The organism is Ancylobacter sp. G4_0304 (assembly GCF_047501495.1).
GTDB lineage: Bacteria > Pseudomonadota > Alphaproteobacteria > Rhizobiales > Xanthobacteraceae > Ancylobacter.
Genome location: NZ_JAZDRM010000016.1, coordinates 52,757 through 77,328, shown reverse-complemented (window position 1 = coordinate 77,328; position 24,572 = coordinate 52,757). Strand labels below are relative to the sequence as shown.

The following is a 24,572-nucleotide window of genomic DNA, read 5'->3' as shown; positions in this document are numbered from 1 at the left end:
TTTTCACCTGCCCGTCCACGCTGGAGCGGTGCGGGGCGCGGGCGTCAGGGCAGGATCGTGGTGACGATCGAGCGGTCCAGTGCCTCATAGTCGAAATAGCGGATGGTGTCGTAGAGCTCGGCGCGGGTCTGCATGCGCGGGATCAACGCCTGCGGCGTGCCGGCGCGGCGGATTTCGGCGTACAGCTCCTCCTGAGCGCGGGCGGCGACGCGCAGCGAGGAGACCGGCCAGATCACCATGCGATAGCCCAGCGTCTCGAATTCGGCGGCGGTGAGCGCCGGGGTGCGGCCGAACTCGGTCATGTTGGCGAGCAGCTTCACGCCGGGCAGGCGTTGCGCCACCTCGCGGAACATCTCGACCGAGGTCAGCGCTTCGGGGAAGATCGCGTCGGCGCCGGCTTCCAGATAGAGCTTCGCCCGCGCCACGGCGCCGTCGAGGCCCTCGCTCGCCGCCGCGTCGGTGCGGGCAATGATCACGAGGTCGCGGCGGGCCCTGCGCGCGGCGTTGACCTTGGCGGCCATTTCCTGCGGGGCGGCGAGATGCTTGTCGTTCAGGTGACCGCATTTCTTCGGCAGGATCTGGTCCTCGATCTGCACGGCGCCCGCGCCGGCATCCTCGAAGCAGCGCACCATGTGCATGACGTTCAGCGCTTCGCCATAGCCGGTATCGCCATCGACGAGGATCGGCAGGGAGGAGGCGCGGGCGATCTGGCGGATGTAGAACGCCACATCGTCGACGGTGAGGATGCCGAGATCGGGCAGGCCCATCGAGGCGCTGATCGCGGCGCCGGACAGATACAGCGCCTCGAAGCCGGCGTCGCGCGCCTGGATCGCGGCGAGCCCGTTATGCGCGCCGGGCATCTGCACGATGCCGGGGCGCTCGATGAGCGCCCGGAAGCGCGCGCCGGCGGAGGCGGCCGGCAGGTCGGCGCTGAGGAGATAGGTCACGACGTCAGTCCTTTGTCTGTCATGGGTTGAACCTGAGCGGCCTCAACTGCCTTCGCTGTCCGACACGGCGCGGATCCGCTGACTGAAATGCGGCGCGAGCAACGGCACCAGCAGGGTCAGCGCGGCGAGGACCCAGAAGATGATCGCGATCGGCGAGGACACCAGGATTATGGCGTCGCCGTCGGAGAGCGAGAGCGCGCGGCGGAAATTGTCCTCCAGCAGCCGCGCCAGCACGAAGGCGATCAGCAGCGGGATCAGCGGAATGCCCATCTTGCGCATGGCATAAGCGATGAGGCCGATGCCGGTGGTGAGCAGCAGCTCGAAGCTCGAATTGGTCGCGGCGTAAACACCGGCGAAGGAGAGGCCGAGCACGCCGGGAAACAGGATGTAGTTCGGCACCAGCAGCAGGCGGGCGAACAGGCCGACCAGCGGCAGGTTGAGCACCAGCAGCATGATGTTGCCGATATACATGGAGGCGATGAGGCCCCAGGCGATTTCCGGCCGCTGAGTGAACAGCAGTGGGCCGGGGGTAATCGAGTACATCAGCAGCGCGCCGAGCATGACGGCGGTCGTACCCGAGCCAGGGATGCCGAGAGCGAGCATCGGCACCATGGAGGCGGTCTGCGCCGCATTGTCGGCGGTCTCCGGGGCAGCGAGGCCGCGCATGTCGCCCTTGCCGAAAGTGTCGTCGCGGTTCGAGACGCGCTTCTCCGCTGTGTAGGCCACGGCCGAGGCGACGGCCGCGCCGGTGCCCGGCAGGACGCCGAGGAAGAAGCCGATGCCGGTGGCCCGCACCATGGCCGGCAGGCAGGCGAACACCTCGCGCGGCTTAAGCTTCTCGCCGCCGCCGAGATGGGAGACCGAGCCCGAGCGCATGCCTTCCGCCACTACCAGGATCTCGCTGACCGCGAACAGGCCGATGGTCAGGGTGGTGAAATCGATGCCGCCCAGAAGTTCCAGCGAGCCGAAGGTGAAGCGCTCCACCCCAGAGCCGCCATCGATGCCGATCATGGCGCCGAGCAGGCCGAGGCTGATCGCCGCCCAGGTCTTGGCGGGCCGGCCCTGTCCCATGGTGGTGAGCAAGGCGAAGGACAGCACCATCAGCCCGACATATTCCGCCGGCCCGAACGATACGGCGAGCCGGGCGATCGGCACGGCGAGGAAGGTGAGCAGCACCACGGTCAGCGTGCCGCCCACGAAGCTGCCGATGCCGCTGAGCGCGAGCGCGGCGGCGCCACGTCCCTGCTTGGCCAGCGGGAAGCCGTCCAGCGTGGTCATGACCAAGCCGGGGTCGCCGGGAATATTGAGCAGGATCGACGAGATGCGGCCGCCATAGCCGCTGCCGTAATAGATGCCGGCCAGCAGGATGAGCGCGCTCTCCGGCGGCAGCTTCAGCGAGAAGCACAGCGGCAGCAGCAGCACGATCGCGTTGATGGGCCCGATGCCCGGCAGGGCGCCGATGGCAGTGCCGAGCGCGGCGCCGACCAAGGCGAGGGAAAGGTTGAACGGCGTGAAGGCGACGCTGAAGCCGAAGGCCAGCGAGGAGAGCGCATCCATGTCAGATTCCCAGCGGGCCGCGCGGCAAAGGCAGGCCGAGCAGGATGTCGATCAGGACCAGGAAGCCGCCGGCGAGCAGCACCGAACTGACCAGCGAGCCGACGGTCGGCCCGTGAAACGCCTTGGCGCAGGCGAAGCACAGCAGGGCGGTCGCGATCGTGAAGCCGAGCGGCTCCAGCAGCAGCGGATAGAGGAGGCTGGCGCCGGCCACGAGCACCACCCGCCCGTAATCGCCGACCTCCCACCGCACCTGTTCGGGACGCAGCAGAATGCAGGCGCCGGACAGCACGAGCACGGCGCCCACGATTATCGGGAACACCTTCGGGCCGACCGGGTCGGCCGCGAAGGGAACGTCGAGCGAGGCGGCATGCCAGATCGCGCCGATGCCGATGAGGAGGAAGAGGAGACCGCTGATCCGGTCTCCGAGCAGCCCTGCCGCCTTCATGGCCCGTCCTCAGTTGCCGGTGGTCTTCAGGCCGACTTCGGCGGCGAGCTTGCGGAACGCATCGGTCCGCTGCTTCGCGAAGGCGTCGAAATCCGCACCGACGAGGTCGTATTCGAACAGGCCCTGATCCGAGCGCACCTTCTGCCAGCGCGGATCGGCGTTCAGCTTCTTGAGCGCGTCGATCCAGTAGGCATATTGCTCGTCGGTGATCTTCGGCGGGGCATAGAAGCCGCGCACGATCGGCCATTCGACGTCATAGCCGGCTTCCTTCGCGGTCGGCACGTCGGCGAACACGCCGGGCAGGCGCTTGTCCGAGAAGGTGGCGAGCACCCGGATTTCGCCGGCTTCGAGCTGGCCCTGAACTTCGGAGGCATCGCCGGGCACGGCGTCGATGGTGCCGCCGAGCAGCGCCGCAAGCGCCTCGCCGCCGCCCTCATAGGAGAGGTAGCGCATCTTGCGCGGGTCGACGCCCGCCGCCTTGGCGACCAGGGCGGGCTTCATCCAGTCCTGGCTGCCGACGGTGCCGCCGGCGCCGATGGTAACCGAGCCGGGGTCCTTCTTCAGCGCGTCGACGAAATCCTGCAGCGTCTTGAAACGGCTGTCCTTGCGCACGGCAAGAACGCCGTAATCCGCGCCGATCGCGCCGAGCCAGCGCACGTCGTTCTCGGTGAAGCGGCCGAACTTGCCCTGGGCGAGGTTGACCCAGGAACCTGTCGACACGGCGATGATCACGTTGGGATCATCGGCGCGGCGTGCCTGGATCGTGTTGTAAGCTACGGCGCCGATTCCGCCCGGCAGATTGGTGGTCCGCATGGTCGGGCCGACGATGCCGAGCTCGTTCAACTGCTGGGACGTGATGCGGCAGGTGAGGTCGAAACCGCCGCCGGGCGCGGCGGGAGCGATGCATTCCGGGTTTGTCGGCTGGAATCCCTCAGCCGATGCGCCTCCGGCGAAGCTAAGGCTGACAGCGGCGACAAGCATGAAGCGTTTCATTTGGCGTCCTCCCGATTTTTGATTATTGTCGACACATTGCAGAGAATGCCCCTTGCCGCAAGCCAAAATATCCACCGAAAACGAGGAAATGACCGCTGTGTCCTTGGATGTGTCGACACAATTGGCTGAGCTGGAGGGCGGAAAGCGCGCGAACCAGTCTGACGCGCTGTTTGAAACGCTGACCGCCGCGATCATGTCCGGGCGCATCGGGCCGGGGGAAAAGCTGAATGAGCCGGGGCTGGCCGATGCGTTCGGCGTCAGCCGGGCGCCGGTGCGCGAGGCGTTGCGGCGTCTTCAGGAAAAGGGGCTGGTGACCCATGTCGCCCATCAGGGCGTGCGGGTGATCTCGCCCTCGCTGGAGGATTTCCTGTCTTTGCTCGACGTGCGCGAAGCGCTGGAGGGCATGGCGAGCCGGCTGGCGGCGACCGCGATGACCGAGCCGGAGCTTGAGGAACTCGCGATCATTGTCGACCAGCACGGCGCGGAACTGCAGCGCGACCCGGACGGGCCCTACATCCAGAACGATTTCGACAATGATTTCCATGTCCGTATCGCGCGCGGCTGCCGCAACCCGGTGCTGACCGGGCTGCTCTGCGAGCAGTTCTATCCCCGGCTGAAGCTGTGCCGCTCGCGCCATGGCCGGATGAAAGGGCGCGGCCTTGCCGCCTGGAAGGAGCACCGCCGGATTCTGGCGGCGTTGACCGAGCGCGACGGGGATGTCGCCGAACTGCTGATGCGCCGCCATGTGCGCTCGGCACGGCAGGCGCTGCTGACGTCCACCGTCAGCGGGGTGCGCAACGACGAACCCCGCGCGCGCTGAAGGCAGCGATGGGCGGGCCTGGCCCGCCTGCCCGCACTACGCGCCCGGCGTCCGGTTCATCAGCGCCAGCGCTTCGGCGAAGAAGTCCACGCTGCCGAAATTTCCGGATTTCAGCGCCATCAGCAGCCCGTCATGCGTGCCGCTGACCGCGCGCAGCAGCGGGACGCCGGGGGCGATCTGCGGGCCGAGCGCGAAGGCGGGGATGCCGAGCCGGTCCACCACCGCGCCGGAAGTCTCGCCGCCGGCCACCACCAGCCGGCGCACGCCGAGCTTCAGCAATTCCTCGGCGATCTGCGCCAGCCGGCCCTCGATGGCCTGGCCCACCGCCTCGCGGCCCAAGGAGGACTGCGCGCGCAGCACATCGGCGGGCGCGGCACTGCTGGCGATCAGCAGCGGGCCGCCGGCGATGCGGTCCCGCGCCCAGTCGACGGCATGCGCCACCACTTCGGGGCCGGCAAGCAGGCGGTCCGCGTCGAGGCGCAGCACCGGCATGATCGTCTCGGCCCGCGCGATCTGCGCCAGCGTCGCCTGCGAGCAACTGCCCGCGAGGCAGGCGGACAGGCCGGGGCCATCGGAAAAGGCGGCGGCGCCGTCCGGGACGCTTGCGCGGCCGGCGCGGACCAGCTCGCGGGCAAGGCCGAGACCGAGCCCGGAGGCGCCGATGGAGACCGGCGCATCGAGCGCCACAGCGCCCAGCGTTTCCAGATCGCTCTCGAACACCGCGTCCGCGATCACCCCGCCCACGCCGTCCGAGGCGAGTGCATCGAGCCGCGCGCGCAGGGCGTCCGGCCCGCCGGCGATGCCGCCCAGCGCGGCGAGGCCGATGCGCCGCGTGCTCTGGCGCTGCAGCACGCGCACCAGATTGGCATCGTGCATCGGGTTGAGCGGATGATCTTTCAGCGGGCTCTCATTCAGCGGCACGGCGCCGACGAACAGATGGCCCTGATAGACGGTGCGCCCGGTTTCCGGGAAGGCCGGCGTGACCAGCACGGCGCCCGCGCCGGTGTCTTCGCCGAGCGCGTCCAGCACCGGCCCGATATTGCCAGCATCGGTGGAATCGAAGGTCGAGCAGATCTTGTACATGACATGGCCGGCGCCGCGTCCGGTCAGCCAGCGATGGGCAGCGCGCGCCTTCTCCACCGCTTCCTCCGCCGGCACCGAGCGGATCTTCAGCGCAACCACCACCGCCTCGGCGTCCATCAGAGGCAGGTCGGCAGAAGGAATGCCGATGGTCTGCACGGTGCGCAGACCGTTGCGAGCCAGCGTGTTGGCGAGGTCGGACGCGCCGGTATAGTCGTCCGCGATGCAGCCGAGGGCGAGCGTCATGGGGCATCTCCTGTCTTTGTCTTTGGGCCGCTTGGCCAAGAGGAATCAGAGGGGGGAGGGCTCGCCGGGAGGAGCGTGCGCGATGCGGGTGTGGAGCGGCGCCACCGGGGCATCGTCCTGCCCGGGCATGCCGCAAGCTGGGGCGGTGACGGCCTCGCGGGCCTTCGGAAGGCCCGGTCCGTGGCGGGCGGCGAGGGGCATCGCCGCGCAGGCGGTGTGTTGCGTCATGGCGTGCGGTCCGATCCGCTTCATCGGTCACCGTTTCCTTACGTGTTCGGAAAGCGGGCCGCGCGTCGGATCTCCCCCCCTGAGAAAAAATCATTTTGGCAGCGCTGCCACTGTGATGTAGCAAGGAATGGCAGCGCTGCCAATCCTGAGCGGGCAGGCGAGGGGGCGGTTGCTGTGGGTCGGCCTGCCTTGAACGACAGCGGACGGGCACGGACGGACGGCCTCAAGGAAACCGGGAGGTTGAGCGGTGAAGAACGGACCTCGACAGCCGCCCTCCGGGCCCTCTGAGCGGCGCGGCGGCATCACCCTGTCGGATGTCGCGCGCGAGGCTGGCGTCGGCGAAAGCACGGCGTCGCGCGTGCTGCGGCGCCAAGGCTCCTCGGCGCTGGAGACGCGGGAGAGGGTGCTCGGCGCCGCCGAGCGGCTCGGTTATGTGCCCAACCGCATCGCCGGCACTCTGGCCTCGACCGGCTCGAAACTCGTGGGCATCATCGTGCCCTCGCTGGCCAATATCGTGTTCCCGGACCTGCTGCGCGGGGCGGATGCGGTGTTGGGCGAGGCGGGATTCCAGTCGGTGGTCGGCGTGACCGATTACGACCTCGACACCGAGGAACGCCTCGTCGAATCGCTGCTGAGCTGGCGCCCGGCGGGGCTGATGATCGCCGGCCTCGACCACACGGGACGCACCCGCGCCATGTTGGCCGGGGCGGGTATCCGCGTCGTCGAGATGCTCGACACCGACGGCATCGGCATCGACACCGTGGTCGGCTTCTCCAATCGTGAGGCGGGTCGGGTGAGCGCCCGCCATCTCCTCGCCCGTGGCTACCGGCGCATCGCCTATATCGGCCACGATCTCGCGCGCGACCGGCGCGCCGCCAAGCGCCGCGACGGCTTTCTCGCGGCGCTGGCGGAAGGCGGGCAGCGCCTCGCGGCCGAGGACGTCGTCATGGCGCATTCCTCGATCGGCGCCGGGCGCGAGGCGCTCGGCCGGCTGCTGGCCCGGCACGCCGATATCGATGCGGTGTATTTTTCCAATGACGACATGGCGATCGGCGGTTATTTCCATTGCCTGTCGCAGGGCATCGCGGTTCCGGAGCGGCTGGCGCTGTTCGGCTTCAACGGCCTCGACGTCGCGCTCCACGCGCCGCAGCCGCTTTCGACTTTGCTGACGCCGCGCGTCGCCATTGGCGCGACAAGCGCCCGGCTGCTGCTGGCGGACGAAGCCCCCGGCGTCACCACGCTCGACTTCGAGCTGATCGCCGGCGCGACGACCTGAGCCCGAAACCACCGTAACCAGGAACTTTGAGATGTCGGAAGCAAAATGGCGCGAGAGCATCTGCCGGTTCGGCCGCTCGCTGTTCGAGCGCGGGCTGACGCCGGGCTCCTCAGGCAATATAAGCCTGCGGCTCGACGATGGCGGATGGCTGGTGACCCCGACCAATGCCTCGCTGGGCTTTCTCGATCCGGAGCGGATCACCCGCCTCGATGCCACCGGCCGCCTGCTTTCCGGCGACGCGCCGACCAAGGAAATCCCGCTGCACGCCGCGCTGTACGAGACGCGGGCCACGGCGCGTGCCATCGTGCACCTGCATTCCACCCATTCGGTGGCGCTGACCATGCTGCCGGAGATCGACCCCAAGGCGGCGCTGCCGCCGATGACGCCTTATTATCTCATGCGCTGCGGCCACACCGCGCTGCTGCCCTATTACCGTCCTGGCGACCCGGCGGTGGCGGACGCCATTCGCGGGTTGGCGGGGCGCTATTCCTCGGTGCTGCTGTCCAATCACGGGCCGGTGGTGGCGGGCGAGACGCTGGAGGCCGCCGTGTTCGCCACCGAGGAGCTGGAGGAGACGGCGCGGCTCTATCTGCTGCTGCGCGGGCTCAACCCCCGCTATCTTTCGCCCGGGCAGGTCGCCGATCTGGTGAAGGTGTTTGGCGTCGAACTGCCGCCCGATGACGAGGCGGGGTGCGATCATCCCGGCTGCGACGGCAGGCACGTGGCGGGCGGGCATCAGGACGAGCGCGAGTGACCACCCTTGGCGCTGTGGGATAGTGCGTTCGGACGCGTTTTGGGGACTTGAAGCGGTGAAGCGCCGCTCTTATGGTGCGGCGGCCTGAGCGGGCGTAGTTCAATGGTAGAACGGCAGCTTCCCAAGCTGCATACGAGGGTTCGATTCCCTTCGCCCGCTCCAGCTTTTCCAGAGAGAATCACACACCTGACAAGCGCCATCGCTTGGGTTGCGCCCGCGCGTTTCAGCGCGGCCATGATCGGCGTAATACGCCTGCCGATCATGGCACTTTTAGCTGCGACGACACCGCCTTGCGATCAGCGTCGTTCTTGGCCGGCGCGATCGATTCAGTTGGAACGAACTCGCTGTCGGAGCCGATGCTTTTCTGTCGGGTAAAAGGATTCGGGTCGACGTCGTCCGGCGCTGAAGGCCGACATCGACCCGAACATCAACCGCCCATCCGGCGTCCTGCTACCTGAGCAAGGCCTTTGCTACCGACGCCCCCAGCGTGTATTTCGGATCAACCATATTGCCGACTCTCAGCTTTCCGACCTGGGTGAGCAGCATATAGGCCTCCAGTTCGTCGAACCCGTAGTCGGCCGCCATCCAGCGCACCAGTTCGCGATAGGCGATGCGGGCGGCGTCTTCCATCGGGCGGCCGGACCCGATCGTCATAATCGCGCCTTCCGTCTCAAGTCGCGGCCAGCGAAAGGACCAATTCTTGATCAGGTCGATCTGGACCGTCGTCACCGTCGGGTGCTCGATCGCGAAGCCGCAGAGTTCGCCATCGCCTTGTACGGCATGGCAGTCGCCGAGGTAGAGCAGCCCGCCGGCCGTGTGGACAGGAAGGTAGATCACCGCGCCAGGCGCGACGTCCGGCAAGTCCATGTTGCCGCCATAGTAGTCGGGCACCAGCGAGGAGATCGCCTCGATCTCGGGCGAGGTGCCGATCGTGCCGATGAACGGCTGGTAGGGCAGAGTGATCTTGTCGCTCCAGACCACGCCATTCTCCGGCGTGACCTCAAGCTTCTTGACGATTTCCGGCAGCGCAGGATTGAGCAGCGCGGTGTCTCCGGTTCCTACGAGACCGCCAAACTCCGGCATGATGCAGGTCGTGCCGACGGGTTGATCGCCGCGCGGCACGATCTTCTGGATGTAGACGGCGAGGCAGTCGCCCTTCTCGGCGCCGTTGACGAAGATCGGGCCGTTCTGCGGATTGAGGAACGGAAAGTTCAGGATCGCGCTGGGGCTGTCGCTCTCATGCTTTATCTGACCTTCCATCGCGTCATGCGTCTCGGCCGAAACCACCGCGCCGGGGTCGACCCGCAGTATAGGTTCGGCGTAGGGGCCGTAGACGTAGTGATATTTCCCCTGTGACTCCTCGGTGATGGAGAAGGCCTGTCCGGGCCGTCCCTTTGCTTCACCGCGCGCCGCCATGATCGAGTGTTCGAGCCAGCTCATCTTGCCGTTCTCCTGACAGAGGCGGGCTGGCGTCGCTGGCAGCCGTTTTCCTCAGAATGCGCGACGGCGCCACGTCGCCGGCTGGGCGAACGTCGGTCAACGCCGTCATCGACTTGTTGATGGTTCAGCGCCGGACGAATGTCAGCTCGTGCGGCAGGTCTTGTGACGTTCCGGTCAGCTCTGACCGGCAGGCGAGTTGCTGTTCGCAGTAGTCCTCGAGACTCATTCGGCTGCGCATGCTGCATCGGCGCAGGATGGCGTAAGCCTCGTCATCGTCGACCGCGTGCTGCGCCATGATGCGCACGATCGACTTGATCACCAACCTTCTGCGCCGCCTACGGTCCTGATGCTCGCTCAGCTGGTCGACGATCGCCCTGCGCTGCAAATACTGGTTCACGCCGAGGAACAGGTTGGTGTAGACCGCGCCGGCATAGACAGGCTTGCGCAGGAATGCGGTCGCGCCTTGCGCCATCAGCCCCTTCAATCGGCCCGGGGCTTCGACGCCCACCAGGCCGATAACAGGTGCCGGCGGCAAGCCGTTCACGATCGCGTCGGGGCCCAGTACGCCATCGAGGTCGCCATCGACGAACAAAACATCGCGCTCGAAGCCGAAGCTGGAGACGTCGATGGCGCTTGCGGGCGCCGGAATGCCGGGCCGTTCAACCGCGAGCCCCAGCTTGGCGAGAACCGATGCCAAAGTGTCCACGCCACCGTCGCTGGAGGCGAAGATCACAGCTCGCATGCCACGGAAGTTCTGGACCGGCATCTGGACCATCAGCTCACCACTCGAAGCCGGGAGGGAGAACAATCCCGGTAATCCGTTGCACAAAAGCGGACCAGGTAGGGGTCTGGACGAACCGGGGCCGGCTCCTCTCGGATCACGTCAAACGAGGCGTCAGAGCGAGAGCGACCAATCCGGGGCGTGAGATAGAGGTGCATGGTCTCGGAATCGACAAGCACCTCACCTTGTGGTGCGGCGAGGCGAAGATCGGCGAGCGCCCGGCGCACAGCGCCGATGTCATCGCTCCGCGCCTTCGCCATGGCGGCCGCAAGAAGCTTCACCGCAATGTAGGACGCCTCGGCGTCTGCCGACGCCCACGGCTTTTCAGGATAGGCGGCGGCATAGCGCGCGACGAAGCGCCGGCTCTCGTCCGTCTGCAGGGATGAGAAGTAGACGCTCGAACTGATGTGGCCATCCATCGCCCCGTCGCCGATGTCGATCAGGTCCGGCTCGTTCAGGTTGCAGCTCGCCACCGGCATGACAGTCGGCTGGTCGATGCCACGGGCGAGGCATGCCTCGCGCAGATGGCGGATGAACGAATACCCGCTCACGCCGATCAACGAGGAGAACACAAAGCTTGGCTGCGCCGCGAGGATCGCCTCGATGGTCCTGGTGAAATCGGTCTCCCCGACGGGCAGGTAACGTTCGGCGAGCACCGTTCCGCCCCGGGCCACCACAACTTCACGAAGTATCCGGTTGTTCTCCCAGGCCCAGATATAGTTGGATCCGACGCAAAACGCCCGGTTGCCATGGGAACACATCAGGTAGTCGATCAGCGGCAGGATGTGCTGATTGGGTGCGGCCCCGGTATAGACCACGTTATCCGAGCTTTCGAACCCTTCGTAGTGCGAGGGATACCAGAGCATTCCGTCGTATTTTTCGAAAGCGGGGATTACTTCCTTGCGACTCGATGAGGTGTAACAGCCGACGACCTGCGTGATGCCGGACGAAAGCAATTGCGTGCTCAGGGCCGCGTAGCGCGAAAGGTTTCCGCCAGGGTTCACGACGACCGGGTCCAACCGCACCGGCCCCATCTCGTTGACCTCGGAGACGGCGAGCAGCGCCCCACTCAGCATAGGTCCGGCGACCGAGCCATAGGGCCCGGTCGATGAGAACATTAGGCCGATGCGGAAGGTGTCAGTGGTCATCAGGTCGCCGCATAAAAAAGCCCTCGAGCCGTGAGGCTTGAGGGCGTCGCTGCCAGGCGCGGAAATGGTCCCGCGCATCATGTAAATCGTCATCGATGGCGCCTGATTGGGCATCGTTGCCCAGCGCCTATCTCTTAGGCTTAATCGTCAGCGAGCGGTTGTCAAGCGGAGATGGTGCCTGATCGCCGGCAGAGAGTGAGTAAATGGCGTGCTGCATCGGTCAAAAAATGTGCTTGACTGACAATTGGGCGTAGTTCAGTCTAAATCATGCGTCGGGCAGAGCTGCCCATGTAGACGCAAAGTCATGCAATTCATAGGAACTCGGCACAGTCGCCCGCAGCAGGATGCTGACGGGCCTTTTTGCGTTTGGCTGCTTGGAGCTGCTTCACGGGAAGGCCTGGCATCTTTGACTTTGCAAGTCTGCGATGAGCGTCGCGTAAGCGGCCTCACCAGCAGCCGGTTATTTTCGAGGCGTCGGCTCCAGCAGCGGCGCCCAGCGATCGCGGAGGCTAAAGCATGAAGGTCCAGCATTATCTCGGTGGCATTGAGAATCTCGGCCCCGTCGATGTCGAAAAGCGCGTCTTCGTCGAGCCGTGGGAGGCGCAACTCTTCGCCGTCCACACGACGATGATGGGTACGGGGATTTGGGCGTGGCCGGACCTGCGGGTCCTCGCCGAGTCCATGAACCCGCTCGATTACTTCAAGTACCGCTACTACATCAAATGGCTCGGCGGAATGTCCAAGTTCCTGATCTCCAGGAACTACATCTCCGAGAAGGAACTCGATACCAAGACCAGCTACTACCTCGAAAACCCGGATGCGCCGCAACCGGACACCGGGAACGGGGACATCACCGAGCGCGTCATCGAATATTTCTATACCGGCGCGAATCCTTATCGTGACGTCGCGGTCAACCCGATCTTCAAGGTCGGCGACACGGTGCGCGTGAAGGATATGCCGCCCGCGGTCCACACCCGCCTGCCGGGCTACCTTCGCAACAAGATTGGCGTCGTCGAGACCGTCTACAAGGGCGCGTATCTCTACGCCGACAATGTGCCGACCGATGGCATCTGCACGGCGCAGCCGGTCTATCTCGTGAAGTTCAAGACGCGCGATATCTGGGAGGACATCCCCGACAAGGGCGACGTTCTCTACAATGACTGCTTCGAGGTCTATCTCGAAGCCGTCTGATCCTCACTCCATTTAACCATTACGCATAACAGCGGCGGTAATTCCGCCAACAAGAAGGCGATTTCCATGAGCGGCGATCACGACCACGATCACGACCACCACCACCACCACCTGCGCGAGAGCGAGAGCTACTACGCCGCGCGCACCAAAGCACTGGAGTCCCTGTTTCGCGAGAAGGGTCTCATCGGCACCGACACGGTGGACCGGGTCATCAATTTCTTCGAGCACGAAATGGGCCCCTTCAATGGCGCCAAGGTCGTGGCCAAGGCCTGGACCGACCCGGCCTTCAAGGCCCGCCTTCTCGCTGACGCCAACATGGCCATCGCCGAACTCGGCATGCGCGATGGTATCGAGGGCGAAAACCTCAAGGTCGTCGAGAACAAGCCCGGCACCCACAATGTTGTGTGCTGCACGCTTTGCTCGTGCTGGCCGTGGCCGCTGCTCGGCCTGCCCCCCTACTGGTTCAAGGACCCTGTGTTCCGCGCCCGTATCGTGCGCGAGCCTCGCGGCGTGCTGTCGGATTTCGGCGTGACATTGCCGGAAGACCACAAGATCGAGATCTGGGACTCGAGCGCTCAGGTCCGTTACTTCGTGATCCCCGAGCGCCCCGCCGGCACCGAAGGTTGGTCGGAAGAGAAGCTCGCTGCGCTCGTCTCGACCGAGGCCATGCAGGGCCTTGGTCTGGCAACGGCCTGAGGGGGGTGAGATGGACGGCTATATCGAGGATCTCACCGGCCGCGAGGCTATTCCGCGCAACTGCGAGAGCCTGAAGTTCGACGAGCCCTGGCAGGGCCGCGCCTTCGGCATGGTGCTCGCGCTCGCCGAGGCCAAGTCCTACCCCTACGAGGACTTCCGCAAAAGCCTGATCAGCACCATCGGCGAGTGGGACAAGACCCACGTGCCGGGCGACGAGACCTGGAGCTATTACGAGCACTGGCTCGCGGCCTTCGAGAAGCTCGTTCTCGCGAAAGGGTTGATCGACCACGCGGAGCTCGACCAGCGCACGGAAGAGTTTCTCCACCGCACCCGCGACGAGGTCATCTGACCTCCACGCGAGCCGGTTTGACCCGACTCTTCGCCGACCGGCGCGTCACGCGCGTGCCGGAACGGCGGAGCCTTGTCCTCACGCGTCTCGAAAGGGCGCAAACCATGATCATCCCTCTCTCAATCAGCGTGGGCCTGCTCGGGGGCATCTGCACGTGGCTGTTCCTCGCAACCAACGCCTTTCTGATCTGGGCGGCGTTCGTGGCCTGGGCCTGCTTCTACCACTCCGGCGGTGATGCCGCGGCTTTCCGGACCACTGTCGTCTCGAATCTGTTCGGGGTGCTGGTGGCCTGGGGCGCGGGGCTCGCACTCGCCACCATCGGTCCCGGTCCGGTGCTCGGTGCGACGATCGTCGCCGCCTCGATCACGCTCTACATTCTGGCGGCCCACATCCAGCACTTCTCGTCGATCCCGGCCGTCACCTACGGATACGCCTGCACGTTCTCTTTCCTGACCCAGAACCCGGACGCCTTTACGCCGACCGCCATGCTGTCGGCATCCGGGCAGAACGCCCTGCTGATCGTCTCGTTCTCGATGATCATCGGAGCGTGCTTCGCCTTCGCCTCGGCAAAGCTCGCGGGCCTGATCCACGGGCTCACGCCGAAACCGTCCGTCAGCGTCCGCTGATCGGTCCGCCGCGGCCAATTCCCCGCACGGATCCCCGTGCGGCATTCCTTCCAACGATCCAACTCAGGAGAGTTCACATGACCAGCATCGTACACGCCAACACCGCGCCGAGCTCGGCGCGCGCCGAGCCGATCCCGGTGTCGGCGATCCTGCCCTGGGCCGTCTTCGGCGGCCTCATGCTCCTTCTCACCGTCTACTTCGTCGGTGCGGAAGAAGGAGCCACGTCGCTGATGGGTGGTTCCTACGTGCACGAATTCGTGCATGACGGCCGCCACCTGCTCGGCTTCCCCTGCCACTGACGGAGAGCGAGATGGTCGGCAACCTACTCTTGAGGGGCATGATCGTCGGCGTGGCCGCCGGCCTTCTCGCCTTCTGCTTCGCCAAGGTCTTCGGAGAGCCTTGGGTGGATTATGCCATCGCGTTCGAGGCACATGCCAGCCACGCCGCGGACGCGATGACCGGCGCGGAAGAGCCGGATATCGTGAGCCGCGCCACGCAGGCGGGGGCCGGTCTCTTCACCGGCCTCGTGGTCTACGGCGCCGCGATCGGCGGGTTGTTCGCGCTGGCTTTCGCCTTCACGAATGGCCGGCTCGGACGCCTCAGCCCGCGCTCGGTCTCGGCCTTGATCGCGATCCTGGGTTTCGTCGCGATCGTCATCGTCCCGCAGCTGAAATATCCGGCCAACCCTCCTGCCGTCGGCAGCGCCGACACGATCGTGGCGCGTACCGAACTGTTCTTCACCATGATGGTGTTCTCGCTCGTGCTGATGATCGCCTCCGTCATGTTCGCTCGGCGCCTTGCCGAGCGGATGGGCGGCTGGAACGGCGCGACGGTGGCCGGCTTCGTCTACGTGGCCGTCGTCGCGGTGATGTTCGCGGCGCTGCCGACGATCGAGGAGATCCCGGCCGCCTTCTCGCCGGCCATGCTCTGGAACTTCCGTATCTCCTCGATCGGCGTGCAGGCGGTGCTCTGGGCCGCGATCGGCCTGCTGTTCGGCGCGATTACCGAGGGTGTCTCGCTCAAGCATGTCGCGCCGCGCCGCGCGGCGAGCGCGAGTGCCTTCCGGTGACGAAGGGCACATGCCAGCTGTCGCGGCTCGGGCGTCTCGCCCGGGTCGCGGCTGTCGTCGCGTTCATGTCCGGCCCGGGCGTGGCGTTCGCACATTCCGGCGGGGCAGGCGGCGGCCCACCTGCCGGCCTGCCGATCCCCGCGATCTCGCATGGCGAGATGGCGCTGGTCGACGAACGGCTCGACGAGATCGTCGCTCTGGCGAAACGTCAGGCCGCCACCGACGGCTCGATGCGGCGGCTTTACAATCACTATGGCGTCCAGTTGGCCTATTGCTTCTGGGGCCTCGCGCCCGGAGGTGTCACGCGCGAGGACAGCCCGTTCAATGCCTGTGCCCATGCCTATCTGGCGACCGCGAAGCAACTCCTCGTGGTCATGAGCCGCGAACCCGCGAGTTCAGGCGCGGCGACCGAGATCCTTGAGCGGCTGGAAGCGCGGAAGCTCGTGACGCCGGAGGCCGGTGAAATATGCTCGTCGAGTGGGGACAGCTTCGACACCGCATCCCTCGTCCGCCCCCAATTGGCCGAGGTCGTCCGCGATCCCGCATGTGCCTTCATCGCCCTGGGATCGGTGCTGGTCGTGGCCAGCGGCGGCCTCGCTGCCAGTTCGATGCGGCGGCCTGCGCGCAAGCCCGGTTCATCGTCCGCCTGACCGCCGCGCCGGAAACCGTTCGATGACGCATCGACTGCTCATGATCTGCGCCTACCGGCCCAAGCGTCCCGTCTTTCCGGGCGGTGACATCCCGGACAACATCGAGGACGGCGCGTTGTTGCCGATCTCGGGGTCGGCGCTCAGGGGCGAGCGATTCTGGTGCGGACCGGATCCGATCACGCTCCAGAGCGCCACGGCGCTCGGCCTCGACATCGACGTTCAGCCCGAACTGGCGGAGATGGATTTCGGGTCGTGGCGTGGGCGTACGCTCCAGGATATCGCGCAATCGGATCCGGATGGCTTGCGAGCCTGGACCGTCGAGCCGTCCGCGACGCCCCATGGAGGGGAGTCCGTTGAAGCTCTCCTTGAGCGCGTCGGCACCTGGCTTGCGGGATGCACCACACTTTCCGGCAGGACCATCGCCGTCGCGCCGGGTTCGGTCATCAAGGCCTGCATGCTCCACGCGCTCGGGGCCCCAGCCAGCTCCTTCCGGCGTATAGATATCGAGCCGATGAGCTCGGTGACCTTGGTCAGCGATGGACGCCGCTGGATCATGCGGCTTCCGGCACAGGCCGTCGGCCGGAGCGCTTAGCGGCGCATCGAGCCGGTTTCGCGCAGGGCGGCGTGCCAGCTCAAGGCTTCCTCGATGATATGCGGCGTCTGCCCGCCGCGGGCCAGCGCGCGCTCGACATAATCGGTGAGCGCGTCGCGGTAGTCCGGGTGCGCGCAATTGGCGATGACGAGGCGCGCCCGCTCGCGCGGGGCGAGGCCGCGCAGGTCGGCGAGGCCCTGCTCGGTCACCACGATATCGACGTCGTGCTCGGTGTGGTCGACATGGGACACCATCGGCACCACGCTGGAAATCGCCCCGCCCTTGGCGATCGACTTGGTGACGAACACCGAGAGATAGGCATTGCGCGCGAAGTCGCCGGAGCCGCCGATGCCGTTCATCATGTGGGTGCCGCCGACATGGGTGGAGTTGATATTGCCGTAGAGGTCGAACTCCAGCGCTGTATTGACCGCAATGATGCCGAGGCGGCGGATGATCTCCGGGTGATTGGAAATCTCCTGCGGGCGCAGAACCAGCTTCGGCTTGTAGCGGGCGAAGTCCGGCAGCACGGCCTGATACTTGGCCTGCGACAGGGTGATCGAGGAGCCGGAGGCAAAGTCGAGCTTGCCGGCGTCGAACAGGTCGAAGGTCGAATCCTGCAACACCTCGGAATACATGGTGAGGTTGTGGAACGGGCTCGCGATCAGCCCATGCATCACCGCGTTGGCGATGGTGCCGATGCCGGCCTGCAGCGGCTGTAGCCTGTTGGTGAGCCGGCCGACCGTCACCTCGTGCTTCAGCAGTTCGGTGAGGTGGCCGGCGATGGCGGCGGTCTCCGGGTCCGGCGGCAGCACGGTGGAGGAGGAATCCAGCTTGGTCGTGATCACGATCGCCGCGATCTTCGCCGGGTCGATCGGGATGAAGGGCAGGCCGATCCGGTTCTCCGGCGCGACGATGGGAATCGGATGGCGCACCGGACGCTGGGTCGGGATGTAGATGTCGTGCAGCCCTTCCAGCAGGGTCGGCTGCGACAGGTTGATCTCGACGATCACCTTGGGTGCGAGGATGGCGAAGCTCGCGGAATTGCCGACCGAGGTGGTGGGGATGATGCCGCCCTGCTCGGTGATGGCCACCGCCTCGATCACCGCGATGTCGACCGGGCCGATCTGCCGGGTGCGCAGCTGCTCGACGGTCTCGGAGAGGTGCTGGTCGATGAACATCACCTCACCGGCATTGATCGCCTTGCGGAGCGCCGGATCGGACTGGAACGGAATGCGGCGCGACAAGAGGTGCGCCTCGGCCATCTGTTTGTCGAGGTCGTTGCCGAGCGAGGCGCCGGTGATCAGCGTGATCTTGAGCGGCTCGGTCCGTGCGCGCTGGGCCAGCGCCATCGGCACCGCCTTGGCCTCGCCCGCGCGGGTGAAGCCGCTCATGCCGACCGTCATGCCGTCCTGGATCAAGCTCGCGGCTTGTTCGGCGCTAACGATCTTCTCCCAGAGCGAAGACTGGCGAATACGCTCGCGATACGTGTCGGGGTACATGGCGGAAGACATGGGGCGCTCCTCAACGTCATCAGGCTTTTGAGGAGGCACTAGACCGTGTCGCGAGGCGTCGCGATGCGACTTTCGGGGATAGGTAACCTACCTATGACGGCGATGCATACCTATTCCGCGGCGAGCATCACCGGCCCGGCGCCCCGCGCGCGGCCCCAGCTCGCCATGGCGAGGAGGGCGGGGCGCAGCTTTTCCCCTTCCGCCGTCAGGCGGTAGCCGACCTGCGGCGGCACGGTCGGGTAGACGGTGCGGTCGATCACGCCGTCGGCTTCCAGCTCGCGCAGCGCCTTGGCGAGGATGCGCTGGCTGACGCGAGCCATGCGCCGCTTCAATTCGCTGAAGCGCTGTTCGCCGTCGAGCAGATGATAGAGGATGGCGCCCTTCCACTTGGCGCCGATGATCTCCAGCGTCCGCTCGACCGGGCATCCGGTGCCCTGGAGATATTGGTGACGTTTGGCCATCGCCGTTCTCGTGCCGTTTCATGATCGAGACAGGAACGAGGCGTTATATCATGCCCGCGCGTGCCGTGGACGGGGCGTATAGGCGGTTTCATTCCGGATACCTGGCGACGTTCTCGTGCGTTCTTGCGGGTTTCGCCGGAATGACGACAGTGCGGCTCACATGTCTTAAACTCGGAGAATCTCCGCCATGAAAGCCGTCGGCTATATCGACAGCCTCGCCATCGACGAGGCGCGCTCGCTTTTCGATTTCGAGACCGCCACGCCCGTGCCCGGCCCGCGTGATCTGCTGGTGCGGGTCGAGGCGATCTCGGTCAACCCGGTCGACACCAAGGTCCGCATGCGCCGGCAGGGCACCGCAGACGCGCCCGTCATCCTCGGCTGGGACGCGGCTGGCGTGGTCGAGGCGGTGGGGGCCGAGGTGAGCCTGTTCCGGCCGGGCGACGCCGTGTTCTATGCCGGCGACCTCAACCGCCCCGGCTCCAACGCGCAGTTCCAGATCGTCGACGAGCGCATTGTCGGCAAGAAGCCCGCGTCGCTCTCCTATCCCGAAGCCGCCGCGCTGCCGCTGACCGCCATCACCGCGTGGGAGGGCCTGTTCGACCGGCTGCAACTGCCGAAGCACGGCGCGGGCAAGCTGCTGATCGTGGGCGCGGCGGGCGGTGTCGGCTCGCTCGCCGTGCAGTTCGCGCGCCAGCTCACCGACGCCACCGTGATCGGCACCGCCTCGCGGCCGGAAAGCCGGGAATGGCTGGAAGCGCTCGGCGCCCATGCCGTGATCGACCATTCCCGCCCGCTGAGCGAGGAACTGGCAAGCGCGGGGCTCGGCGAGGTTGACTATGTGTTCAGCCTCAACGCCACCGACCGACACTGGGCCGCGATCGTTAAGGCGGTCCGGCCGCAGGGGCGGATCGCGCTGATTGACGATCCGAAGAGTCTCGACATCATCCCGCTCAAGCCCAAGAGCCTGTCGCTTCACTGGGAATTCATGTTCACCCGCTCGATGTTTGCGACCCCGGACATGAGCGCGCAGCACGACCTGCTGACGGAGGTGGCGCAGCTGGTGGATGCCGGCACGGTGCGCACCACGCTGGGCGCCAATTTCGGCACCATCGACTCCGCCAATCTCAAGCGTGCCCATGCGGCGCTGGAGAGCGGGCGCTCGATCGGCAAGGTCGTGCTGGAAGGCTGGGCGGACTGAGGCCGCCCGGTTCCCAGCGGCACATCTGCCCTTATGCTCGACGAGATGAGTCGCCGCCCCTGATACGGGGCGGCGCGGGCAGGGGAGTATCCGGTGTGAGCAGCGCAGCCTGTGAGTGGAGCCCGCGCGGGCGCGTGTCGGCATGAGCGAGGCTGCAAGCCCGGACGCGCTGGTGTTCTACAGCCCGGTCGACGACCCGGTGGCGTGGCGCCAGGCGCTGACCGCCGAGCTGCCGGACCTCGATTTCCGCGTCGACCCCGAGGTGGGCGATCCGCGCGATATCCGCTACGCGCTCACCTGGGTGCCGCCGGACGGCTTTTTCGCCCGGTTTCCCAATCTGGAGCTGGTGGTCAATCTCGGCGCCGGGGTCGATGCGCTGATGGGGCGCGACGACCTGGTGCCGGTGAAGTTCTCCCGGCTCTCCGATCCCGGCATGGTGGCGATGATGACGAGCTATGTCGTCTTCGCCGTCACCCGCTATGCCCGGGACATCCCGGTGTTCGAGCGCGCCAAGCGGCGCGGAGAGTGGGACTATGTCCACCCGCGGCCGCTGTTCGAGATCAAGGTCGGCGTGCTCGGGCTCGGCGAACTCGGCGCGGCGGCGGCGCGTATGCTTGCCACCATGGGCTTTTCTGTCTCCGGCTGGTCGCGCTCGCCCAAGGCCATCGAGGGCGTCGAGACGCTGACCGGGCGCGAGGGGCTGGAGACGCTGCTGTCGACCAGCGAGATCGTGGTCTGCCTGCTGCCGCTCACTCCGCAGTCGCGCCACATGCTCGGCGCGAAGGAATTGGCGTTGATGCCGAGGGGCGCCAAGTTCGTTAACTGCTCGCGCGGCGCACTGGTCGACGAGGATGCGCTGATCGCCGCGCTGCGCTCGGGCGCGATCGGCGAGGCGACGCTCGACGTGTTCGAACAGGAGCCGCTGCCGGCCGGGCATGCGCTGTGGTCGCTCGACAATGTGCTGATCACGCCGCACCTCGCCAGCATCACCGTGCCGGCGCTAGCGGCGAAGAACGTCGCAGAGAGCATCCGGCGCGTGCGCCGTGGCCTGCCGCCGCTGCATGAGGTCGAGCCCGCCCGCGGCTATTGAGAGGCCCGCTTTACTCGGTGGCCGCCAGCGCGTTTCGGGCAGCTTCCGGCCGGTGGAACAGGAAGCCCTGATAAATCACCGCACCAAGGCTGCGCAGCTTGTCGAGCTGCGCCTCGCGCTCCACGCCCTCCGCCACCAGTTCGAGAGCGAGCGACTGGGAGATGGAGATTGCCGCCTTGATCAGCGCCTCGTTGATCGGGTCGTCCATCATGTCGCGGGTCACGGTCCAGTCGATCTTGATGCCGTCGACAGGAAGCTGCTTGAGCGTCTCGAACGAATTGTAGCCATGGCCGAAATCATCGAGATAAAGCCGCAGGCCGCGTGCGCGCAGCACATCGAGGAAGGCGACGGTCTGCTGAAGGTCGTCGACCTCCTCGGTCTCGGTGATCTCGACGCGCAGGGCCTGCTCGATGCCCGGTGTCATCTCCAGCATGCCGATGAAATTGCTCTGGAATGCGGGGTCCGCCAGCGTGCCGGCGCCGATGTTCACCGAGACATATTGATGCCGGCCGCGCGCCAGCAGCCGGTTCGCGACCTCGGCGGCCCGCCGGCACACCCAGAGGTCGATGCGGCCCATCAGCCCGAGCCGGCGCGCGGCGGGAAGGAAATGGGCCGGGCTGCAATAGGCGCCGTTCTCGTCGCGCATGCGCAGCAGTGCCTCGTAGCCGAGTACCGCGCGGCTGTCGTCGACGATGGCTTGCAGGTGCAGCTCGAAACGGTCGTGCTCCAGCGCAAGGCGCACGCGCTCCGCCCAGCTCAGGCGCTGCTGCGTGACGTTCACGCGCGGATCGGCGAGGTCGTAGAGCTGCACCCGGTCGCGGCCGGCTTCCTTGGCGACGCGGCAGGCGGTGTCGGAAGTGGCGAGCAGGCTGGAGACGCTATGGCTGCCGGGCGTAGCATGGACCAGCCCGATGCTGAGCGTGAGTGAAAAGCTCCGCCCGCCGCCGACAAAGCTGTGGCCATGCGCGGCGGCGTTGATGCGGCGCATGATGCGCACCACCTCAGTCTCGTCGAGCTCGGTCAGGATCACCACGAATTCGTCGCCCCCGACCCGCCCCAGCATGTCGTCGGCCCGCAGCAGGCCGCGCAGGAAATGGGCGACGTCGCGCAGGAGATCGTCGGCCGCGGCGTGGCCGAGCGCGTCGTTGACGCCTTTGAAATGGTCGATATCGATGAAGCCGACCCAGATTCGCCGGGTCTGGCCGTCGCGCAGCACGCTGTCGAGTCGCTCTTCCAGCGCGAAGCGGTTCGGCAGGCCAGTCAGCTGGTCGGCACGGGCCTGGCGGGCGATCAGCCGCGCGAATTCCGCCAGCGCTTCGCTCTGCTGTTCGAGCTGGCTGCGCAGCAGGATGAGCTCTATCTCGCGCTTCTTCTGGGCGGTGACGTCGGTCCAGATGCCGACCGTATTGCCGTCGGCCATGCGGTGGTGGCTCACCAGCATCCAGTCGCCGTTGCTCAGCGGAATTTCGAAGCGACGCTCCTCGGCCTCGCCGAACCGGGCGCCCATGAAGGCGATCAGGTGCTCGGGATCGTTGACCGGCTCGGCGAACAGCCCTTTCAGCGCGGCCTGATGCAGAAGGTCGGGCAGCCGCCGGCCGGTTTGTAGGCTGACCCCGGCATGGCGAAAAGCTGCGCCATGCGCTGGTTGAACAGCAGGACGCGCTCGCCGGCATCCAGCAGCAGGAAACCTTCATTGATGCCGCCGATGGCTTCGAGCAGCTTGCGCTCGGCGAGCTTGTGCTGGCTGATGTCGGTCCAGGTGGACACGATCCAGCCTTCGCGGGTGCGCCGCTCGCGCACGCGCGCAAAGCCGCCGCCGGCGAGCGGAATGTCGAAGGGTTCGCCGTCGGCAAGGTCATGGCGCTGGAGCCGCTCGGACAGCACGGCTTGGCGCTCGTCGATCCCGCCCAGGGCGTTCTGCGGCACGCTGGCCATTTCGTGCGCGGCGATTTCCGCGAAGGTGAGGCCCTGCATGTTGCCGAGGAACGGAAACAGTTCCTCCAGCCGGCGGTTGTGCACCACCAGCCGGTCGGCCTCGTCGAACAGGGCGAAGCCTTCGCTCATGGCATCGAGCGCGGCGTTGAGGCCGATCAGCCGTGCCGGCACGGCGACCGAACGCCCCGGCGAGGGGTCGCGTTCGCTCAGACGGCCGGAACGTCCCGCCTTGCTCATGTTGACCGGCTCGCCCGCTTTGCTCGCCTCGGGTGGTGTTGCCAAGTCCGCCCGAAACACGTCCCACCCGCTCTTCACGCCTGCTTTATCGCTCTGTTCAGGCCTGAGCGTATTTGATTACTATTCGTCGGACCGGGCAAGCCTCATCGGAGACGAGGTTTGGTTTTGAACCAACAGGCTTTACATCGTGCAAACGCGCGATGGCTGGAGGCGACATTGGAGGCGAATCGTTCCCCTGCGGAAGCGTCCGGCACGCGCGCCAGCCGCTGGATTCTGGGCGCTGCCGGCGTGCTGGTTCTGGCTGCGGCGATCGGCCTGTGGGCGCGTCACGGTGCCGCCGTTTTCTTCGACTTGGTGAGCGCCGGCATCGCCTATTGCTTCTGATGCCTGCCTGACGGCGCCTGACTGCCGCCGCCCGTTCCTCCTCAATCTGCCGTGGTGCCCATGTTCAAAGGCCGTCTTCTGCTGCTGTTCGCCGCCTTCCTCGTGGGGGCCGCCGCCATCGTGGCGGGCGCCCTTGCGCTGCTGCCGCAGCCCGCGAACAAGGTTGCCGCCCCCTCCGCGGTCGGCGGGCCTTTCGAGCTGGTGGATCAGGACGGCCAGACGGTGACGCAGGAGACCTTCGCCGGCCAGCCCTTCCTGGTGTTCTTCGGCTTTACTCATTGCCCCGACGTGTGCCCGACCAGCCTGTTCGAGATGTCGCAGGCCTTCGAGGCGCTGGGGCCGGATGCGCGCAAGATCACCGGCCTGTTCATCACGGTGGACCCGGAGCGGGATACGCCGGAGGTGATGAAATCCTATCTCGGCAGCTTTCACCCCAGCATTCAGGGCCTATCCGGGACGCCCGAGCAGGTGGCCGCCGTCGCAAAGGCCTATCGCGTCTATGCCAAGAAGGTGCCGACCCAGGGTGGTGACTACACGATGGACCACACCGCGATCATCTATCTGATGGGCAAGGATGGCGAGTTCATCGCGCCGTTCAACCTTAAGCGCCCGTCCGAGGCCGTCGCCGAGGATTTGCGCCGCTATTTGTGAGCCGGCGGACCGTCAGCCGTCCGGTTCGGATGCGCGCGCGCCGCGACGTGCGGGCGAGGCCGTGCTCGGTCTTCTCCCAGCGCTGCGGCGCCACGATGATGTAGCGCGCAAGATCATATGTCAGTCCGCGCAGGATCAAATGTCAGCGTGCGATGGGGCTCAGGCGTGGTCATACGACCGTTAGATCAGAACGCTGTGTGATTCCTGGGAAGCCGCT

At 66.4% G+C, this 24,572-nt stretch carries 28 protein-coding genes and 1 tRNA gene; 16 read left to right on the top strand and 13 right to left on the bottom strand.

What is annotated here, in order from left to right:
- Positions 1 to 44 precede the first annotated feature (44 nt).
- The 4 genes from prpB to VRZ77_RS11205 are packed head-to-tail and all read right to left on the bottom strand — an operon-like array spanning position 45 to position 3,942.
- Positions 45 to 947, bottom strand: a complete 903-nt coding sequence (prpB, locus tag VRZ77_RS11220; RefSeq protein WP_414592739.1) for a methylisocitrate lyase — start codon at positions 945 to 947, stop codon at positions 45 to 47.
- A 42-nt stretch (positions 948 to 989) separates the two neighbouring features.
- The gene (locus tag VRZ77_RS11215) at positions 990 to 2,504 is read right to left on the bottom strand and encodes a tripartite tricarboxylate transporter permease (RefSeq protein ID WP_414592738.1); all 1,515 of its coding nucleotides are present in this window, start codon (positions 2,502 to 2,504) and stop codon (positions 990 to 992) included.
- 1 nt (position 2,505) lies between these two features.
- Complete coding sequence (locus VRZ77_RS11210) at positions 2,506 to 2,949, bottom strand: tripartite tricarboxylate transporter TctB family protein (RefSeq protein WP_414592737.1); 444 nt, start codon at positions 2,947 to 2,949, stop codon at positions 2,506 to 2,508.
- Between the two features lie 9 nt (positions 2,950 to 2,958).
- The gene (locus tag VRZ77_RS11205; protein WP_414592736.1) at positions 2,959 to 3,942 is read right to left on the bottom strand and encodes a Bug family tripartite tricarboxylate transporter substrate binding protein; all 984 of its coding nucleotides are present in this window, start codon (positions 3,940 to 3,942) and stop codon (positions 2,959 to 2,961) included.
- A gap of 88 nt (positions 3,943 to 4,030) precedes the next feature.
- On the opposite strand from VRZ77_RS11205, the gene VRZ77_RS11200 reads away from it, so the two are divergent.
- Positions 4,031 to 4,762 carry a GntR family transcriptional regulator gene (locus VRZ77_RS11200; protein WP_414592735.1) on the top strand — a complete coding sequence of 244 codons (732 nt, stop codon included), beginning with the start codon at positions 4,031 to 4,033 and terminating at the stop codon, positions 4,760 to 4,762.
- Between the two features lie 36 nt (positions 4,763 to 4,798).
- Here VRZ77_RS11200 and otnK read toward each other — a convergent pair whose 3' ends face one another.
- Both otnK and VRZ77_RS11190 read right to left on the bottom strand, forming a co-directional pair.
- Entirely contained in the window at positions 4,799 to 6,088 is a 1,290-nt protein-coding gene (otnK, locus tag VRZ77_RS11195; RefSeq protein ID WP_414592734.1) for a 3-oxo-tetronate kinase, read from the bottom strand.
- A 45-nt stretch (positions 6,089 to 6,133) separates the two neighbouring features.
- On the bottom strand, positions 6,134 to 6,316 hold the full coding sequence (locus VRZ77_RS11190; RefSeq protein WP_414592733.1) for a hypothetical protein: 183 nt from the start codon (positions 6,314 to 6,316) through the stop codon (positions 6,134 to 6,136).
- 247 nt (positions 6,317 to 6,563) lie between these two features.
- Here VRZ77_RS11190 and VRZ77_RS11185 point away from each other — a divergent pair, with 247 nt between their 5' ends.
- The 3 genes from VRZ77_RS11185 (at position 6,564) to VRZ77_RS11175 (ending at position 8,508) form a co-directional block, all read left to right on the top strand.
- Positions 6,564 to 7,592 (top strand): LacI family DNA-binding transcriptional regulator, encoded by a 1,029-nt coding sequence (locus VRZ77_RS11185; protein ID WP_414592732.1) that lies wholly within the window; start codon positions 6,564 to 6,566, stop codon positions 7,590 to 7,592.
- Positions 7,593 to 7,623: 31 nt separating this feature from the next.
- Positions 7,624 to 8,346 carry an aldolase gene (locus tag VRZ77_RS11180; protein WP_414592731.1) on the top strand — a complete coding sequence of 241 codons (723 nt, stop codon included), beginning with the start codon at positions 7,624 to 7,626 and terminating at the stop codon, positions 8,344 to 8,346.
- An 88-nt stretch (positions 8,347 to 8,434) separates the two neighbouring features.
- Positions 8,435 to 8,508: transfer RNA gene (locus tag VRZ77_RS11175), tRNA-Gly, on the top strand.
- Positions 8,509 to 8,796: 288 nt separating this feature from the next.
- On the opposite strand, the gene VRZ77_RS11170 is transcribed toward VRZ77_RS11175, so the two are convergent.
- The 3 genes from VRZ77_RS11170 to VRZ77_RS11160 all read right to left on the bottom strand — a co-directional run bounded on the left by VRZ77_RS11170 (position 8,797) and on the right by VRZ77_RS11160 (position 11,715).
- Positions 8,797 to 9,786, bottom strand: coding sequence for an acetamidase/formamidase family protein (locus tag VRZ77_RS11170; protein WP_414592730.1), 990 nt, complete (start codon positions 9,784 to 9,786; stop codon positions 8,797 to 8,799).
- A 124-nt stretch (positions 9,787 to 9,910) separates the two neighbouring features.
- Positions 9,911 to 10,561, bottom strand: a complete 651-nt coding sequence (locus VRZ77_RS11165; protein ID WP_414592729.1) for an ANTAR domain-containing response regulator — start codon at positions 10,559 to 10,561, stop codon at positions 9,911 to 9,913.
- Positions 10,561 to 11,715, bottom strand: coding sequence for a transporter substrate-binding domain-containing protein (locus tag VRZ77_RS11160; RefSeq protein ID WP_414592758.1), 1,155 nt, complete (start codon positions 11,713 to 11,715; stop codon positions 10,561 to 10,563). The genes VRZ77_RS11165 and VRZ77_RS11160 overlap by 1 nt, the downstream gene beginning before the upstream one ends.
- 516 nt (positions 11,716 to 12,231) lie before the next feature.
- Here VRZ77_RS11160 and nthB point away from each other — a divergent pair.
- The 8 genes from nthB to VRZ77_RS11120 all read left to right on the top strand — a co-directional run bounded on the left by nthB (position 12,232) and on the right by VRZ77_RS11120 (position 16,888).
- On the top strand, positions 12,232 to 12,906 hold the full coding sequence (gene nthB, locus VRZ77_RS11155; RefSeq protein WP_414592728.1) for a nitrile hydratase subunit beta: 675 nt from the start codon (positions 12,232 to 12,234) through the stop codon (positions 12,904 to 12,906).
- A gap of 66 nt (positions 12,907 to 12,972) precedes the next feature.
- Positions 12,973 to 13,602, top strand: a complete 630-nt coding sequence (gene nthA / locus VRZ77_RS11150; RefSeq protein ID WP_414592727.1) for a nitrile hydratase subunit alpha — start codon at positions 12,973 to 12,975, stop codon at positions 13,600 to 13,602.
- 10 nt (positions 13,603 to 13,612) lie between these two features.
- The gene (locus VRZ77_RS11145; protein WP_414592726.1) at positions 13,613 to 13,951 is read left to right on the top strand and encodes a nitrile hydratase accessory protein; all 339 of its coding nucleotides are present in this window, start codon (positions 13,613 to 13,615) and stop codon (positions 13,949 to 13,951) included.
- A gap of 17 nt (positions 13,952 to 13,968) precedes the next feature.
- Positions 13,969 to 14,577 carry a DUF1097 domain-containing protein gene (locus VRZ77_RS11140; RefSeq protein WP_414592725.1) on the top strand — a complete coding sequence of 203 codons (609 nt, stop codon included), beginning with the start codon at positions 13,969 to 13,971 and terminating at the stop codon, positions 14,575 to 14,577.
- Positions 14,578 to 14,654: 77 nt separating this feature from the next.
- Positions 14,655 to 14,876 carry a CbtB domain-containing protein gene (locus tag VRZ77_RS11135; RefSeq protein WP_414592724.1) on the top strand — a complete coding sequence of 74 codons (222 nt, stop codon included), beginning with the start codon at positions 14,655 to 14,657 and terminating at the stop codon, positions 14,874 to 14,876.
- An 11-nt stretch (positions 14,877 to 14,887) separates the two neighbouring features.
- Complete coding sequence (locus VRZ77_RS11130; RefSeq protein WP_414592723.1) at positions 14,888 to 15,646, top strand: CbtA family protein; 759 nt, start codon at positions 14,888 to 14,890, stop codon at positions 15,644 to 15,646.
- Complete coding sequence (locus tag VRZ77_RS11125; protein WP_414592722.1) at positions 15,643 to 16,296, top strand: hypothetical protein; 654 nt, start codon at positions 15,643 to 15,645, stop codon at positions 16,294 to 16,296. The genes VRZ77_RS11130 and VRZ77_RS11125 overlap by 4 nt, the downstream gene beginning before the upstream one ends.
- Before the next feature lie 22 nt (positions 16,297 to 16,318).
- Positions 16,319 to 16,888, top strand: coding sequence for a histidine phosphatase family protein (locus VRZ77_RS11120; protein ID WP_414592721.1), 570 nt, complete (start codon positions 16,319 to 16,321; stop codon positions 16,886 to 16,888).
- Here VRZ77_RS11120 and VRZ77_RS11115 read toward each other — a convergent pair.
- Both VRZ77_RS11115 and VRZ77_RS11110 read right to left on the bottom strand, forming a co-directional pair.
- Entirely contained in the window at positions 16,885 to 18,399 is a 1,515-nt protein-coding gene (locus VRZ77_RS11115) for an acetyl-CoA hydrolase/transferase family protein (protein WP_414592720.1), read from the bottom strand. The genes VRZ77_RS11120 and VRZ77_RS11115 overlap by 4 nt on opposite strands.
- Positions 18,400 to 18,509: 110 nt before the next feature.
- On the bottom strand, positions 18,510 to 18,860 hold the full coding sequence (locus VRZ77_RS11110; protein ID WP_414592719.1) for a winged helix-turn-helix transcriptional regulator: 351 nt from the start codon (positions 18,858 to 18,860) through the stop codon (positions 18,510 to 18,512).
- Positions 18,861 to 19,047: 187 nt separating this feature from the next.
- Here VRZ77_RS11110 and VRZ77_RS11105 point away from each other — a divergent pair, with 187 nt between their 5' ends.
- Together VRZ77_RS11105 and VRZ77_RS11100 are read left to right on the top strand one after the other, a co-directional pair.
- Positions 19,048 to 20,058 carry a zinc-binding alcohol dehydrogenase family protein gene (locus tag VRZ77_RS11105; RefSeq protein WP_414592718.1) on the top strand — a complete coding sequence of 337 codons (1,011 nt, stop codon included), beginning with the start codon at positions 19,048 to 19,050 and terminating at the stop codon, positions 20,056 to 20,058.
- 142 nt (positions 20,059 to 20,200) lie between these two features.
- Complete coding sequence (locus tag VRZ77_RS11100) at positions 20,201 to 21,148, top strand: 2-hydroxyacid dehydrogenase (RefSeq protein ID WP_414592717.1); 948 nt, start codon at positions 20,201 to 20,203, stop codon at positions 21,146 to 21,148.
- 10 nt (positions 21,149 to 21,158) lie between these two features.
- On the opposite strand, the gene VRZ77_RS11095 is transcribed toward VRZ77_RS11100, so the two are convergent.
- Together VRZ77_RS11095 and VRZ77_RS11090 are read right to left on the bottom strand one after the other, a co-directional pair.
- Positions 21,159 to 22,655 (bottom strand): putative bifunctional diguanylate cyclase/phosphodiesterase, encoded by a 1,497-nt coding sequence (locus VRZ77_RS11095; RefSeq protein WP_414592716.1) that lies wholly within the window; start codon positions 22,653 to 22,655, stop codon positions 21,159 to 21,161.
- Positions 22,656 to 22,705: 50 nt separating this feature from the next.
- Entirely contained in the window at positions 22,706 to 23,320 is a 615-nt protein-coding gene (locus tag VRZ77_RS11090) for a PAS-domain containing protein (RefSeq protein ID WP_414592715.1), read from the bottom strand.
- A 159-nt stretch (positions 23,321 to 23,479) separates the two neighbouring features.
- Between VRZ77_RS11090 and VRZ77_RS11085 the strand changes: the two genes are divergently transcribed.
- Both VRZ77_RS11085 and VRZ77_RS11080 read left to right on the top strand, forming a co-directional pair.
- A complete protein-coding gene (locus tag VRZ77_RS11085; RefSeq protein WP_414592714.1) occupies positions 23,480 to 23,704 on the top strand; it encodes a hypothetical protein in 225 nt (74 codons plus the stop codon).
- Positions 23,705 to 23,764: 60 nt separating this feature from the next.
- A complete protein-coding gene (locus tag VRZ77_RS11080; protein ID WP_414592713.1) occupies positions 23,765 to 24,355 on the top strand; it encodes an SCO family protein in 591 nt (196 codons plus the stop codon).
- The last annotated feature ends 217 nt before the right edge of the window (positions 24,356 to 24,572 follow it).